The 16,049-nt window shown below is 31.9% G+C and carries 14 protein-coding genes; 7 read left to right on the forward strand and 7 right to left on the reverse strand.

The features are described 5' to 3' along the window. Positions 1–8: 8 nt before the first annotated feature. Positions 9–581, forward strand: coding sequence for a TetR/AcrR family transcriptional regulator (locus tag N456_RS04830; RefSeq protein WP_062054489.1), 573 nt, complete (start codon positions 9–11; stop codon positions 579–581). A gap of 20 nt (positions 582–601) precedes the next feature. Here N456_RS04830 and N456_RS04835 read toward each other — a convergent pair whose 3' ends face one another. Together N456_RS04835 and N456_RS04840 are read right to left on the reverse strand one after the other, a co-directional pair. After that, positions 602–1,153 (reverse strand): DUF1697 domain-containing protein, encoded by a 552-nt coding sequence (locus N456_RS04835; protein WP_062054491.1) that lies wholly within the window; start codon positions 1,151–1,153, stop codon positions 602–604. A 183-nt stretch (positions 1,154–1,336) separates the two neighbouring features. Continuing rightward, positions 1,337–2,548, reverse strand: a complete 1,212-nt coding sequence (locus tag N456_RS04840; protein WP_062054493.1) for a BaiN/RdsA family NAD(P)/FAD-dependent oxidoreductase — start codon at positions 2,546–2,548, stop codon at positions 1,337–1,339. Positions 2,549–3,347: 799 nt separating this feature from the next. Here N456_RS04840 and N456_RS04850 point away from each other — a divergent pair. The 3 genes from N456_RS04850 (at position 3,348) to N456_RS04860 (ending at position 5,208) form a co-directional block, all read left to right on the forward strand. Further along, positions 3,348–3,845: an RNA polymerase sigma factor gene (locus N456_RS04850; protein ID WP_062054497.1), complete on the forward strand. Its 498-nt coding sequence runs from the start codon at positions 3,348–3,350 to the stop codon at positions 3,843–3,845. A gap of 5 nt (positions 3,846–3,850) precedes the next feature. Beyond that, on the forward strand, positions 3,851–4,591 hold the full coding sequence (locus N456_RS04855) for a tetratricopeptide repeat protein (protein ID WP_062054499.1): 741 nt from the start codon (positions 3,851–3,853) through the stop codon (positions 4,589–4,591). Positions 4,592–4,968: 377 nt separating this feature from the next. Beyond that, on the forward strand, positions 4,969–5,208 hold the full coding sequence (locus N456_RS04860) for a hypothetical protein (RefSeq protein WP_148639190.1): 240 nt from the start codon (positions 4,969–4,971) through the stop codon (positions 5,206–5,208). A gap of 152 nt (positions 5,209–5,360) precedes the next feature. On the opposite strand, the gene N456_RS04865 is transcribed toward N456_RS04860, so the two are convergent. Then, positions 5,361–6,539: an acyl-CoA dehydrogenase family protein gene (locus tag N456_RS04865; RefSeq protein WP_062054503.1), complete on the reverse strand. Its 1,179-nt coding sequence runs from the start codon at positions 6,537–6,539 to the stop codon at positions 5,361–5,363. A 296-nt stretch (positions 6,540–6,835) separates the two neighbouring features. Then, the gene (locus N456_RS24005) at positions 6,836–7,024 is read right to left on the reverse strand and encodes a hypothetical protein (RefSeq protein WP_148639191.1); all 189 of its coding nucleotides are present in this window, start codon (positions 7,022–7,024) and stop codon (positions 6,836–6,838) included. Positions 7,025–7,812: 788 nt separating this feature from the next. Here N456_RS24005 and N456_RS04870 point away from each other — a divergent pair. After that, complete coding sequence (locus N456_RS04870; RefSeq protein WP_062054505.1) at positions 7,813–8,127, forward strand: hypothetical protein; 315 nt, start codon at positions 7,813–7,815, stop codon at positions 8,125–8,127. A 128-nt stretch (positions 8,128–8,255) separates the two neighbouring features. Here N456_RS04870 and N456_RS04875 read toward each other — a convergent pair whose 3' ends face one another. From N456_RS04875 to N456_RS04885, 3 genes are read right to left on the reverse strand one after another with little or no spacing between them, the layout of a single operon-like run. After that, a complete protein-coding gene (locus N456_RS04875) occupies positions 8,256–8,969 on the reverse strand; it encodes a tRNA1(Val) (adenine(37)-N6)-methyltransferase (RefSeq protein ID WP_062054516.1) in 714 nt (237 codons plus the stop codon). Positions 8,970–9,027: 58 nt separating this feature from the next. Continuing rightward, the gene (gene rimM, locus N456_RS04880) at positions 9,028–9,552 is read right to left on the reverse strand and encodes a ribosome maturation factor RimM (RefSeq protein WP_062054518.1); all 525 of its coding nucleotides are present in this window, start codon (positions 9,550–9,552) and stop codon (positions 9,028–9,030) included. 14 nt (positions 9,553–9,566) lie between these two features. Further along, positions 9,567–10,073 (reverse strand): 30S ribosomal protein S16, encoded by a 507-nt coding sequence (locus N456_RS04885; RefSeq protein WP_062054520.1) that lies wholly within the window; start codon positions 10,071–10,073, stop codon positions 9,567–9,569. A 328-nt stretch (positions 10,074–10,401) separates the two neighbouring features. Between N456_RS04885 and N456_RS04890 the strand changes: the two genes are divergently transcribed. Beyond that, a complete protein-coding gene (locus tag N456_RS04890; protein ID WP_062054522.1) occupies positions 10,402–11,250 on the forward strand; it encodes a DUF6252 domain-containing protein in 849 nt (282 codons plus the stop codon). Between the two features lie 383 nt (positions 11,251–11,633). Then, positions 11,634–16,016 carry a DNA polymerase III subunit alpha gene (gene dnaE / locus N456_RS04895; protein ID WP_062054524.1) on the forward strand — a complete coding sequence of 1,461 codons (4,383 nt, stop codon included), beginning with the start codon at positions 11,634–11,636 and terminating at the stop codon, positions 16,014–16,016. Positions 16,017–16,049 lie beyond the last annotated feature (33 nt).

The raw sequence follows: 16,049 nt of genomic DNA on the forward strand, positions 1-16,049 counted from the left end.
GATTTTTTATGAGCAAAAAAGCAATAGTATTACAAACTACTCTAGAGTTAATAACCAAGCAAGGGATCAATGCTACTTCTCTTTCTCAAATTATTAAAGAATCTGGTGTAGCTAATGGAACAGTTTATCATCATTTTAAAAATAAAGAAGAAATCATTACCGAGCTCTATTTAATGCTCACCAAAGATTTTGGAACGGTTGTAATGCGTAATATCCCAGAAGAGGATACTAAAAAACAATTTACCATAATGTGGCTTAACTTGTTTTATTATTTTGTCAATAACCCTCTCGCGTTTATATTTTCTGAGCAGATTGCACGTTCTCCAGAAATCCCGCAATCTCTAAAAGATAAGGCTAGACAATATTATAACGAAATTGAAGAATATTTTAGGAAAGGTATAAAAGAAAAGGTTTTTAAATCTTATAATACTTTGGTTATGGAAGAACTGTTTTTTGGCAATGTCGTATCAATGGTTAAAATTCATGAAAATGAAACTGTAAAACTACAAGAAAAGCACATCAATCAAGCTATTGAAATTTCCTGGAGAGGGTTCTTAAAAGATCAAACGATCATTTCATAACCCCCGAAAAAAAAAACGTACTATAGTTTGCTTAACTCAATTAGCTTATGCATTGTTTTTAAATTTCTAGTAGTAGCCATAACATTTAATTTTTTTTCAAAAAAAACAGTAGTTAGTTTCGTTTTACCATACCCATTGCCTGCATATAAATAGACTACTTCGCTAGTACTAATAATCGTTTCGTTATCATAAGAGATATTCGCAAACTCTGCTACTGTTGTACTATCAGGCTCATTAAAAAGTAATGTGAAATACATTTTTTTATCCTCTATCATTTTAGTTTTAAGCTGTTCTAAAAATGGGTTATTTTCATAAATAGACACCAGTGCTCTATGAGTAAGAACCAAAACAGGAACATCAAAACCAAAGTGAGTTAAAATTCCTTTTGTAATCAAAACACTTATTTTTTTTGTATCAATACTCTTATACTGAAAAACTACATTTCCACTTTGGATATACGTTGTAACCGAGATACAACCAAGATCTTCGAACATCACCTTAAGATCTGCCATTTTTATTTTTTTCTGACCGCTTACATTAATTCCACGTAATAAAGCAATATATGTCTCCATGTTTTTAAATCTTTTTTTTAAACTTAAATTCTTTTTGAAATATTATACACAGTATTTCACCACAGAATGTTATCCTAATCAAAGGTTCTAACGAATTCAATACTATACTCATAACTGATTGAAAAAACTATTAGAAACTCTAAAGTAATAGATAATTTCATTCTTATTAGTTATACAATAACACTAACCAGAAATTATAGCCTGTGCTGCAATAAAAGCCCCTGTCCAAGCATTCTGAAAATTAAACCCTCCTGTAATTGCATCTATATTTAAGACCTCCCCTGCAAAATACAAGTTTTGATGTTTTTTACTTTCAAAAGTTTTAAAATTTATTTCCTTTAGATCAACTCCTCCAGCAGTAACGAATTCCTCTTTAAATGTACTTTTTCCTTTGATCTGAAATTTCCCTTGAGTCAATTCTTCTGATAACGTTCTAAGTTGTACTTTATTAGTATCCGCCCAACGTGTATTGTTTTTAATTCCTGATGCCAAAACCAAACTCTGCCACAATCTTTTTGGCAAATCAAATTGTGTATAGGTATACAATTGTTGTTTGGAGTATTGATTTTTTAATACAATAAGTTCTTCAAAAATTTCTTGCTGCGAATACTCTTTAAGCCAGTTGACTATAATCTCAAAAGTATATGCACGTTCCTCTAATTCTATCGCTCCCCAAGCAGAAAGTTTTAAAATTGCTGGACCACTCATCCCCCAATGGGTAATTAACAGCGGTCCTTTGCTTGATAATTTAGAGCCTGCAACCTTTACTGTGGCATTTACTACAACACCTGGTAGATTTACTATTCTTGGATCTTTACTATTAAATGTAAATAATGAAGGAACTGCTGCTATGGTACGATGTTCTAATCCTTCTAATTGTTTCCATATTTTAGGATTACTTCCCGTAGCAATCATTAATTTTTTAGTTATAAATTCTCCTTGACTAGTTTGTATGTTCCAGTAAGTATTCTTTGGGCAAAAGCTCTTAACAGCATGATTTTTTAAAACTTCTATTCCATATCGTTTTGCTTCAGACAAAAAACAGTTGATAATCGTTGCAGAAGAATCCGAAGCAGGAAATACCCTGCCATCATCTTCAATCTTTAGTTCGATACCTCTACGATCAAACCATTCCATAGTATCTCCCGTCATAAAGGTATGAAACGGTCCTCTAAGTTCTTTTTCTCCCCTAGGGTAATTTTTACTCAATTCATTAGGGATAAACTCTGCATGTGTTACATTGCATCGTCCTCCACCAGATATTCGAACTTTAGACAATACTTCTTTGCTCCGCTCTAAAATGGCTATTTTTAACTTAGGGGCGTTCTCCGCAACATTAATAGCTGTAAAAAAACCGGCTGCTCCACCTCCTACAATAATCAAATCATAATTCATCTTACAAAATTCGGAAAATCTATGATGATACCATCACTTTTATATGATTTTGATTCTTCTATTCTACCTATACACTATATAACTTTTGCTTTCTTCGATACTACAAAAAAACTATAAACATTATCAATACAACTCCTACCCCCCACTATCCAATACAATCTCATATCATTTCCAAAATCGATTGAGCCTGAATCACCGACTAGATAAAATCCTGCCCCATAGAATGGCTGTGTCCTGTTTATGTCTGTTTTCATAAGGTACTCTAACTTTGCTTGATGTAACACTTTTGATTTAATCATTCCTTGTTATAAACCGTTGCAGAATGATCATGCTCCCCATGAAGCAAAAGAGAATCTGCTTTAGTAAAATATTGGAATGCCATAATAGTGTTTTGCTTCGCTTGACTATAACTAATTTAATTCTAAAAATATCAAAGCACTTGTTTTTCATCGATATTATTTATCTTAGTATTTTATAAAAGAAAAACACTATAACATATACTAATTAATTTTAAAAATTTATTGTTTCTCAATTTTACATCTATTAAAAAAGCTACATATTATATCCTCTTTTTTTGTCTAAATATTTTGTAGCAATACAGTTTGGTTGCAGTCTTTTTTAAATCAAAAAGACTGTTTTTATTAATTTTAAATGATGTTATTTTTAATTTAATCAAATAAAAAAGGTAACAATTTGTTGTTTTAGTACATCAATATATGAATAGTATTGAAGATCGTAAGATTATGGAAGGAATCGTAACTGGTAATGAAGAGGTTATAACTGCATTTTATAAAAAAACTTGCCGTATATTAAACCCTATATCCTTCAAAATTTTGGAAATGATGAAGATGCTGAAGATGTATTTCAGGACGCATTGATTTTTATATATCAAAAATTAAATACTGATTCCCTAAAATTACATTCTTCTTTACGTTTCTATTTTTATGGAGTTTGTAAAAATATATGGCGGAATCGATTAAGAAAAAACAAAAAAATGGTTATTACAGAAGATACACACGATAATGCTATAATTAGTGACCCTGTAGTAATTAAAGACATAGAGGAAAAAGAGCGTGAGTATGTTTATCGTAAGTACTTTTTAAAATTAAATAGTTCATGTCGCAAAGTATTAAATTTACTTTTTTTAGGAAATAGCATGAAAGAGATTGCTCACATCACAGGGTATTCTGAAGGATATACCCGAAAGAAAAAAATTGAATGTAAACGACACCTTATGGAAATGATCGAAAATGACTCGATATACCAGGAGTTAAAAAGAATTACTGATAAAGAATAACAGTTATGCAAAGGACTCCAGAAATATTTGAAAAAATAGAACAGTATCTTACAAATAGATTATCGCCAGAAGATCTAATTGCTTTTAAAAAAGAAATACATACTAATCCCCAACTACAAGAAGAAATTGAAAAACATAGAGTTCTTCATAAAATCCTAGAAGATCAAGATACATTAATCTTTAAAGAAAAATTAGCACAAATTAGTAGTACGATCAAACAACAAGATACTACTTCTCAAAAAAAAAGTACATTTTTTTCTTTTTGGAAAATTGCTGCCTCTATTGCTATTTTAATAGGTATTGGAATATCTCTATGGTACACATCTAACACTATTAATCAAACACAGGGTTTATATAAAGCATATTACGTTCCTTTTCCCTCAGAAGATACTATACGAGGAGAAATAACTGAAGAACAAGGCATTCTTAAAAACTATACAAAAGGAGCATACGAAGCAGTAATTACTACACTAGAGAAACATCCTAATTTAATGAATCAACAACGATTACGGTTATATCTAGGAAATAGTTACTTAAATACGAATCAAGAAGAAAAAGCAATTAAACAATTTATAGCTATCAGAAATAAAGATAGATATTACGAAATCGCTCAATGGTATTTATCACTTACCTATTTAAAAATGAATGATTCTAAAAAAACAAAAACTCTGCTTAAAAATATTATTAACTATGATGGTGTATATAAAGATAAAGCATCTCAGTTATTAAAAGCATTAGTAGAATAGTTGTTTTTGTCTAGTATTCTTTTCCGAAGTATTTCACCAATTGCATTCAAATACAGTATTATCATTCTAAAATGGTATCATAATATCATTAAAATCGAGGCTATTAATTTATTCAAATTTTAAATAAAACGAACAACTTCATTCTTATATTAGAATAGCTGTACACAATCTTTTTTATTCTATACTTCAATATAAAAGAGTGTATTAAAGCTAAAACATTCTTAATCTTTTATTTTTTTCAAAAAAAAAGCATATTACAGGGTAACAAAACTACTTCTCATGACATAAAATAATGTACCCCCTAATAGATATTGATTTAATAATTTTAGTTTTTAGCAAGAATAATTATGAATGTTATCATTAAACACATTGAACTCATGGAACGAATCGATCAATTAATTCGCATGAAAGCTACAGGAACTCCTGTAGAATTAGCTGCACGTTTAGAAGTTTCTAAAACCAAGCTTTACAGAACCATTAACACTATGAAAGCATTAAATGCTCCATTAGAATACGATGTTAATTTACAAAGTTATGTTTACGTAAAAGCTGTTGGTTTTAAATTTGGTTTTTTTAGTAAAGATATGGCTTCAAAAAAAATACAACCTTATATATAATATTCTTTAATACTTCATCGAGAGCCTTTCCCCAAGGCTGTTGATTATAAAAAAAAGAAGCCATTTTTAAATCCATCAGATCAATACAACTTAATACTCATATTGATCTGATTATATTGCACTCAGCATATATATTCTACAATTTGTACTATTTATTTAAATGCTGATAAACCAGTAATATCCATTCCTGTAATCAATAAATGGATATCATGCGTTCCCTCATATGTAATTACACTTTCTAGATTCATCATATGTCGCATTATACTATATTCCCCACTAATTCCCATACCTCCTAGGATCTGTCTCGCTTCTCTAGCAATAGTAATAGCCATCTCTACATTATTCCGTTTTGCCATAGAAATCTGTGCTGATGTAGCTTTTCCTTCATTACGTAGTACTCCTAATCGCCATACCAATAACTGTGCTTTAGTAATTTCGGTAATCATCTCCGCTAATTTCTTTTGCTGTAATTGCGTTGCTGCAATAGGCTTATCAAATTGAATACGCTCTTTTGCATACCGTAATGCTGTATCGTAGCAATCCATAGCCGCTCCAATCGCTCCCCAAGCAATACCATATCTCGCAGAGTCTAAACATCCTAATGGCGCACCAAGTCCACTTTTACCTGGCAATATATTTTCTTTAGGCACTTTTACGTTATCAAAGATTAACTCTCCTGTTGCTGATGCTCGAAGCGACCATTTATGATGTGTCTCCGGAGTTGTAAACCCTTCCATACCACGTTCTACAATAAGCCCATGAATTCTTCCTTCTTCATTCTTAGCCCATACTACTGCAATATCAGCAAAGGGTGCATTAGAAATCCAGAGTTTCGCTCCGTTTAGCAAATAATGATCTCTTTTATCTTTAAAATTAGTCGTCATCCCTCCAGGATTTGATCCATGGTCAGGCTCCGTAAGACCAAAACATCCTATAAATTCTCCTGATGCCAATTTAGGCAAGTATTTTTTTCGTTGTTCCTCTGAGCCATATTTCCAAATTGGATACATCACTAATGAAGATTGCACAGAAGATGTAGATCGCACACCAGAATCTCCACGTTCAATCTCTTGCATAATCAAGCCATAACTAATCTGATCCAATCCAGCACCACCATATTCTTCTGGTATATAAGGACCAAATGCTCCGATCTCTGCAAGTCCTTTAACAATTTGTTTAGGGAACTCTGCCCTCTGAGCATACTCTTCTATAATAGGAGATACCTCTCGTTTCACCCAACTACGAGCAGCATCACGAACCATCTTATGCTCATCGCTCAATAATTCATCAATCTCATAATAATCTGGCGCTTGGAATACGTCTGGTTTCATATTTTTAAAGTATTTTCAAAATTATCATATCAAATGTAGGTAATGATAAAAAAGGAAGCAATTTTTTTGACATTTTTAAAAATATTGATCAACATATTTATCAATTCAACAACTATTGATCATAAAAAACACTTATATCCTTGCTATTTATTATTAATCCATTTACTAGCACCTATGATTTAGCCATTCATGACTTTATATATCTCATCCTATTCTCATATCTTTAACTTAGAATATTCCTTAAATCTATGCTCAAGTAAATTTAATCCAATTACCATATCACCATCAATGATAAATTAAACTCCTGTCCAAGGTGCTATATCTACATAAAATTTGGTCTTTGCGTCTGAGGATAAAGAAATTAGATTTTCATTCTGAAATATTAAATGTAATTTATTATTCCTATAAATAACTCGTATAGTGTCTTTGGGACTATCAATCAATGTATATCTACCAGTATATTTTTCATAAATACTTGAATCCAATTGATTAAATCTTGGAATATTCTTGGTCTTACTTTAATCTAATAACCAATCTATTAAATTATTTTTTTTAAAATGGCAACTCCCATATGTCATGACCAGCATCAGTATATATTGTAATTTTAGCCTTCCCACCATATTTATGTATATACTCAACGGCATTGATATTAAAATTTACGTTTGTGTTTTTATATTATTTTAATTCACTAATTTTTTTTAGTTAATTTGATGATTCAACACGACATAAGGTTACATATTTTATAGTTTCTAAAATTCATTACAGTAATTTTTCTCTAATATTTACTACAAGAAAATCTAAAGCAATCAAAATTTCTATTTTAAAATCTTTTTTTGGTCTGAAAAATAAAAAAGGAATAAATACTATCTATCCATTATGACTTATTATACTTAAATCAAATTCTAGCTGATTTCACAAGTGCTAAAATTTAAACTGCCTATAGATTTCCCATAAAACGACACATTATCACAAATCATTAACTTATATGATTTTAGTTCTTAATTAGGGAAATAAATATAAACTTATTTTTTGCTAGAATGTATTACCACCCCATAATAACTAATTAATTCAAAATCTGGGTATTAATTCCGCAGTTCCCTATTTTTCTCCACACAAAAAAAATCTAAACATCAATAAAAACAATAACAGCCTAAATCATAAAATACTGATAAACAAAATATTAACAAGATACTTATATTTCACATTTCCTATGGCATAATTATTCTATACTATAAAAGCATAACGACATAAAATTTAATTAAAAACGATAACGATGAAAAATTTAATTGTATTACCAGTATTAGCTTTTGGATTATTAATAGGAACTCAAACTATAACTGCTCAAGAAATAGCTTCTAATGAAACTACAGAAGCAATTGCTCCTGTTCAGGACAAGTACATAGATCTAGCTGTAGAAAACTTACCACAACCTGTTCTTGATGCTGTAGCAAAAGATTATGCTGGATCAACAATAGAAAGAGCAGCTGCTAAGGAAGATGCTTCAGAATTTAAATTAGTAATAAAACAAGGCGAAAAAGAAATGGAAGTTTTCTGTGATGCGGAAGGAAAATGGATTGCTAAAAAATAAGCATGATTAAAAAATAAAAGCTTTGTTTATATATACCATATAGATTAAGCTTTTTTTATAGAGTGATTAGATTTAGAAAAGGAAGATTTTATTGATAGATCTTCCTTTTTTATGTTGTATCCCAATGATTACATCTTTAGATAAAAATCTTTTGTAAGGTCAATATACTTACTTGTATATTGATTTCTAGAGTTTTCTATAATTAATTCATCAACTTCAACACTTCTCTTCTCTCGCCCAAACAACAATAAACTTCTTTTAGTTTCTGAGTCTTTCGTTCCTTTTACTCTAGTAATTTTTTCAGGAAATAATAAAACTTGCTCCGCAATACTGATCACTCGTTCTTCTTCTTTATACGGTATAATTATCGCTAACTGTCCTTTACCTGACAATAACTTTTCTGATCCAACCAATAAATGTTCAAATGGTAAAGCATCTTCAAATCTTGCCACATCTCTTTTATGGTCAGCAGTCTTATAATCTTCTGTATAAAAAGGAGGGTTACTAATCAATAAGTCGTACTTATCATCAATTTCTTCCATAAATTCCTGAAAAGACGCATGATAACAAAATAATCTATCTCCCCATGAGGAAGCTTCAAAGTTTTCTACTGCTTGTTCATAAGCATCTGCATCTATTTCTAGTGCATCAATAATTTTTGCATCAGAACGTTGTGCTGCCATTAAAGCAATCACCCCTGTTCCTGTTCCTATATCAAGAATTGAAGTTATAGAATCATTAATCGGAACCCAAGCTCCGAGTAACACCCCATCAGTACCTATTTTCATAGCACATTGATCTTGATGAATTGTAAAACATTTAAATGTAAAAGGCTTAGTCATAGTTGTAAACTTTTATCAAGAAATATGAATTACTATATCAGAATGATAAAAATAAAACTTACAGGTATAAATCAATTAGTCCCTCAGGAGTGCTAACTATAATTGTTTTTGACACTCTGTCTATTTTATTAATAAATTCATCATTCATAGGAATAAGAATCTCAGTACCATTGCGATCAATCTCAAACAAAGCCTGAGCTGTTGAATCATTAACAGCCTTAATAACCCCTACTTCTCCAAAAACAATATCCATAACTGTAAAACCAATTATTTCATGGAAATAAAACTGATCGCCCTCAAGTTTTGGTAATAACGTAAGTGGGAGGTATAATTCTGTTTTCATGAGGTCATCTGCATCTTCTTCAGAATCTACATCCTCAAATTTTACTCGTAGTAAATCACTTTTGTGTAGTGAACATCTTTCTATAAAAAATGGAATCAGATTGTTGTTATATTCAACAAATACAGATTCCATTTTTACATAACTTTCAGGTTCATCGGTATCTAATTTAATCAGCACCTCCCCCTTAAAACTGAATTTACTTACGATTTTACCTAGATAGAAGCATTCTTCTTTCTTCATCGTTAATAGTGCAACTATTCTTCCTCGTTGCTAGCTTCTTCAGTTACTTCTTCTGCCTCAGAAGCTGCTAATGCTGCTTTTGCTGCTTCTTCGCGCTTAGCGTTAACTTCTTTTTCTGCTTCTAAAGCTTTTGCTTTTGCTGCTTCTTCAGCCTTTACTAATGCATCTTTCTTTGCACCAACTGCACCTTCTTTTTCTGAGATCCAAGCTTGGTATTTCTCTGCTGCTTGTTCTTCAGTCAAAGCTCCTTTTTTTACTCCACCAGCCAAGTGATTCTTTAGCAAAGCTCCTTTATAAGATAGGATAGCTCTTGCTGTATCAGTAGGCTGTGCTCCATTCTGTAACCATTTCACAGCTCCATCAACATCTAAGTCAATCATTGCTGGGTTTACAGTAGGATTGTAAGTTCCTAATTTCTCAAGAAACCTACCATCTCTTTTTGATCTAGCATCTGCTGCTACGATCCAATAAAAAGGTTTTCCTTTTTTTCCGTGTCTCTGTAATCTAATTTTAACAGGCATAATAAATTAATTTTTGGGTGCTCGACCCTATTTATAATTAAGGGCGCAAAGATAGTTTTTTTTCATTAAATAAAATCAATATACAACAGTTTATTATTTGGATTACATTTTTTTATACCATTTAATCATAAACCGCTCTCTTTTAGAAAGTAAAAAAAAGAATTTAACCGGTTTTATACATGTAAAAAAATATTTTTTGTGTATTTCATCGATAATATGTGTATTTTTTCGATGAAAAATTGGTTTCTTAAAATTTTAAATATATGTTTGTAAGAGTAAATATAAGTACGGTAAAACCGTAATAAAATCATATTAAAGCCCCAAGCCTATGATTAAGAAAATTACCCTAACATTAGTAGCTATATGCTTAATTTTTAATTCTTGCTCTACTGATATTGAAGTCAACAATCCAGCACTTCAAACAAAAATAGGAAATGAATTATTCAGATCTACCATCAAAAAAGCAATCATATATCCTGATGGAACATTAGTCATATCCGGTAGCGTAGGCAATAAATCTATAAGTTTTACCACCACTTCTACAAAAATAGGAACATATAAAACTACCCATAAAACGGTTAGTAAAGCTAGTTTTAAAAAAGAACAAGAAAAATTCATCTCTAAATCCGGAGAAACTGAAGGAGAAGTTATTATAACCGAAATTCATAATAATGAAATTTCTGGTAATTTTCATTTTGAAAACCTTAAAGATGATAATGGGAACATCATCAGTTTTAAAAATGGATGGTTTTATCGATTACCAATAGAAAACGGAACAATTGTAGAAGAGGAAAAAAACCCTGAAACAGTAATCAATCCATGTTTACTCAACGCATCATTAACTGCTATGATTAATGGATCTGAAATGATTACTGACAATCATAATGCCGAGTTATTTGGTGTAGATGACACATCAATACTTATCACAGCAACTAATGAAAATGAGGAAATTACAATAGTATTCACTGCTGATACCACACCAGGGACATATTCTCTGACTGGATCTGGAAACTATAGTGCTTCATACGCTATGAATAATGATAAGTCTTCTGCCTTATCTGGAAATCTTATTGTAACCGAGCACAATTCCGAAACTAAATGTATTACAGGAAGATTTGAATTTAATACCAGAAGTGGCGCACAAGTATCCGACGGATACTTTGAGTTTGGCTACTAATAAAATATAGTTTGAATAATTACTTTATTTAATTACATTGATAGGAGCGATCATTTACACAAAATGATCGCTTTTTTTGTCTTTTGATATCTCATAATTCAGCTTACCAATACTCTAGTTAATAATTCTGAATAACTTTTTAGAAAACAAACCTATCATTTTGATTATTTTTGAAAGTCCTTTGTAAGGGATAACACCATTTATATTATGAATTTATTGCAATAAAACACTCTTTTTCTGTTTATACTTCAGAATAAAAATAAACCGTAGTAAGTACTATAGTTAATTTTTATTCTCTGTATACATAAAAAAAACAGTTGACTTTCTTGCACCATAAACTCATTGCATGATTGGGATAATTTTCTAGAAATACCTCTTTATATATGTACTTAGTTTTTGATACAGAAACCACTGGATTACCAAAACGATGGGATGCTCCTATTAGTGACACAGATAACTGGCCTAGATGTATACAAATTGCATGGCAGCTACATGACGCCATGGGTAATTGTATCGAGCATCAAGATTATTTAGTACAACCTGATGGTTTTAACATTCCTTATGACGCAGAAAAAATTCATGGTATTTCTACAGAGTTAGCAGCACAAGATGGGATTACACTACAAGAAGTATTAGATAAGTTTACTATTGCACTATCAAAAACTAAATTTGTTGTCGGGCAAAATGTAGGTTTTGATGTTAACATCATGGGAGCAGAATTCTATCGCCTTGGCATAGAAAATAAGCTTCAAGAATTACCTGTCTTAGATACCTGTACAGAAACCACAGCAAAATTATGCCAGATTCCCGGAGGACGAGGAGGTAAATTTAAACTCCCTACATTAACCGAACTCCATCAACATCTTTTTGGCGTAGCATTTGGCGAAGCTCATAATGCTACAGCCGATGTGGAAGCTACTACTCGATGTTTTCTAGAATTGATTCGTAAGCAGATTTTTACACAAGAAGAACTTGATGTACAATCAGATTATTTTCAGAATTTTACGACAGCCAATCCCGAGTCGATTCAATTAATAGGCTTAAAACATATTAATCTAAAAAAGGCTTCTCAAAAAATTCAGGAAGCGCTTTCTAAAACGGGAGAATCAGATTTATCTCAGCAAGAAATTAATGAGAATATTGCAGCTCTTGACAAGGCTAATTTTGCTCATTTACATAATCATACTCAATTTTCGGTACTACAATCAACCACTAGCATTCCTGATTTAATAAAAGTAGCGGCACATCATAAAATGCATGCTGTTGCCATGACGGATCACGCTAATATGATGGGAGCTTTCCATTTTGTTCAGGGGATTGCCAACCATAATAAAAATGTACAAGTAGCAAATGCCGACGCAATAGAAAATGGTCAAGAACCAGAAGGTGTAGAAATAAAACCTATTGTAGGATGTGAGTTTTTTGTTTGTGAAAATCATACTGATAAATCTAGAAAAGATAATGGATATCAAATTGTATTATTAGCCAAAAACAAAAACGGATATCACAATTTAGCCAAAATGTCCTCTACTGCTTTTGTTGATGGATTTTATTACCTCCCTAGAATTGATAAAGAAATTATCAAACAATATAAAGAAGATATTATTGTTCTTACCGGAAATCTGTATGGTGAGGTCCCTAGTAAGATACTCAATATTGGAGAGAAACAAGCTGAAGAATCACTATTATGGTGGCATCAAGAATTTGGAGATGATCTCTATATAGAGATCATGCGCCATAATCAAGAGGATGAAAATAGAGTAAATCCAGTACTAATTCAATTTGCAAAAAAGTATGGTATTAAAACGCTTGCCACTAATAATACTTATTATTGCGAAAAAAAAGATGCCAATGCACATGATATTCTTCTCTGTGTAAAGGACGGAGAAAAACAAGCTACTCCAATTGGTCGAGGAAGAGGCTACCGATATGGTTTACCTAATCAAGAATATTATTTTAAATCTCAGGAAGAGATGAAAGACCTCTTCAAAGATCTACCAGAAGCCATTATAAATATTCAAGAAGTAGTTGATAAAATAGAACCTTTTGTACTTGCCAGAGATGTATTGCTTCCTGCATTTGATATTCCTGAAAAATTTCAGTCTAGTGAAGATAAAATAGATGGAGGTAAACGAGGAGAAAACGCATACTTACGACATATTACCTATGAAGGTGCAAAAATAAGATATGGGGATATTACTCCATCAATCGATGAACGTCTGGATTTTGAGCTACAAGTTATCGAAAAAACAGGATATCCAGGTTACTTTCTAATTGTAGAAGACTTTATACGTGCTGCTCGTGACATGGGGGTTTCCGTAGGTCCTGGTCGTGGATCTGCAGCAGGATCAGCAGTAGCTTATTGTCTTTGGATCACTAATTTGGACCCTATTAAATACGATTTACTTTTTGAGCGGTTTTTAAATCCAGATCGTGTAAGTATGCCCGATATTGATATTGATTTTGATGATGAAGGACGTAGTCGTGTTATGGATTATGTAATCGAAAAATATGGAGCTAACCAAGTAGCACAAATTATTACTTATGGTACAATGGCTGCTAAATCTTCTATACGAGATACTGCTAGAGTATTGGATCTTCCTCTTGGTGATGCAGATCGCATCTCTAAGCTTATCCCTAATATGTCAAAACTCGGAAAGATTTTTGGCGTAGATGAAGCTACATTAAAGAAAAAGTTTAGAAGTGATGAGTTAGAAAAAGTAAATGAACTTCTTAATATTGCAGAAGGTAACGACCTAGAAGCTGAAACACTTAACCAAGCTAGAATATTAGAAGGCTCTGTCAGAAATACAGGAATTCATGCATGTGGTGTGATCATCACTCCTGATGACATCACTAAGTTTGTCCCTGTAGCATTAGCTAAGGACTCTGATATGTACTGTACACAGTTTGACAACTCTGTAGTAGAAAATGCCGGACTACTTAAAATGGATTTTCTAGGGTTAAAAACACTAACCTTAATCAAGGATACTGTAAAAATTGTAAAAGCCAAGCATGGAGTAGAATTAGATCCCGAGAATTTTCCATTGGATGACGAAGAAACATATGCTCTTTTCCAAAGAGGAGAAACTGTAGGAGTTTTCCAATATGAATCTCCTGGAATGCAAAAATATATGAAGGAACTTAAACCTACTGTTTTTGCTGATTTGATTGCAATGAATGCCTTATATCGACCAGGACCACTAGAATATATCCCTAGTTTTATTAACAGAAAACATGGTACAGAAGAGATTATTTATGATCTCGAGGCATGTGAAGAATATCTAAAAGAAACTTATGGCATTACAGTATACCAAGAGCAAGTAATGCTGCTATCACAAAAACTAGCTAATTTTACTAAAGGTGAAGCAGATGTATTGCGTAAAGCAATGGGAAAAAAACAAAAAGCTGTTTTAGATAAAATGAAGCCTAAATTCATTAAGCAAGCTTCAGAAAAAGGACATGCAGAAGATAAATTAGAAAAAATATGGAAAGACTGGGAAGCCTTTGCCGCATATGCTTTTAATAAATCACACTCTACATGTTATGCCTGGATTGCATATCAAACAGCATATCTTAAGGCACACTATCCCGCAGAATATATGGCCGCTGTACTTTCTAATAACATGAACGATATCAAACAAGTTACATTTTTTATGGAAGAATGTAAGCGCATGAAACTAGATGTATTAGGACCCGATGTAAATGAATCTTACCGTAAATTTTCAGTTAATAAAGATGGAGCTGTTCGTTTTGGAATGGGCGCTATAAAAGGAGTTGGAACTGGTGCTGTAGCTACTATAGTAGAAAACAGAAAAGACGGATCGTACAAATCTATTTTTGACCTTGCCAAGCGTATTGATCTTAGAGCTGCTAATAAAAAAGCTTTTGAAAGTTTAGCACTAGCAGGAGGTCTTGATTCTTTTACAGACACACACCGAGGGCAATACTTTCATGAAGAAGGAGATGGTGTTACCTTTTTAGAAAAAGCTATGCGTTATGGAGCTAAATTTCAGGAAAGTGAAAACTCTTCGCAAGTAAGTTTATTTGGCGAATCTAGTGATGTTCAAATTCCAGAACCTGTAGTTCCACCCTGTGAAGAATGGGGAACAATGGAAAAATTAGCCCGAGAAAAAGAAGTTGTAGGAATATACCTTTCTGGTCATCCTTTAGATGACTTTAAGTATGAAATGAAATATTTCTGTAATGGCACTTTGTTAAATTTTGCAGATCTCGAAAATAATATTAATCGCGAGATTTCCTTTGGAGGGGTAATTACCACAGTAGAACATCGTACTTCTAAAAATGGTAAAGGCTGGGCTACATTTATAATCGAAGACTATAATACTGCTCATGAATTCAGGATTTTTGGTGAAGAATATCTAAAACATCGCCCATTTTTAGTAAAAAGCACCTTTGTATATGCTAAAGCATACATAAAAGAAGGTTGGGTAAATCGAGATACTGGCAAAAAAGGAGATCCAAGAATCCAATTTAATAGTTTTCAACTATTACATGACGTTATGGAAACTTATGCTAGAAAACTTACTATTCAATTAGATATTAATGAGCTTTCTGACTCTAGAATTGAGGATTTAAAAGAATTATTAGGTACTCATACCGGAAACCATACTCTGAATTTTGTAATTTATGAAATGGCAGAACAATTAAAACTGCACATGCCTAGTAGGAAACAAAAAGTAAATATTTCACAAGAACTACTTATTGCATTAGAAGATGAATCTATTTATTATAAATTAAATTAACGTGAGTTTTTACACAATCCCACGTTAATTTAA

The sequence above is a fragment of the Aquimarina longa SW024 genome, from assembly GCF_001401755.1.
Taxonomy (GTDB): domain Bacteria; phylum Bacteroidota; class Bacteroidia; order Flavobacteriales; family Flavobacteriaceae; genus Aquimarina; species Aquimarina longa.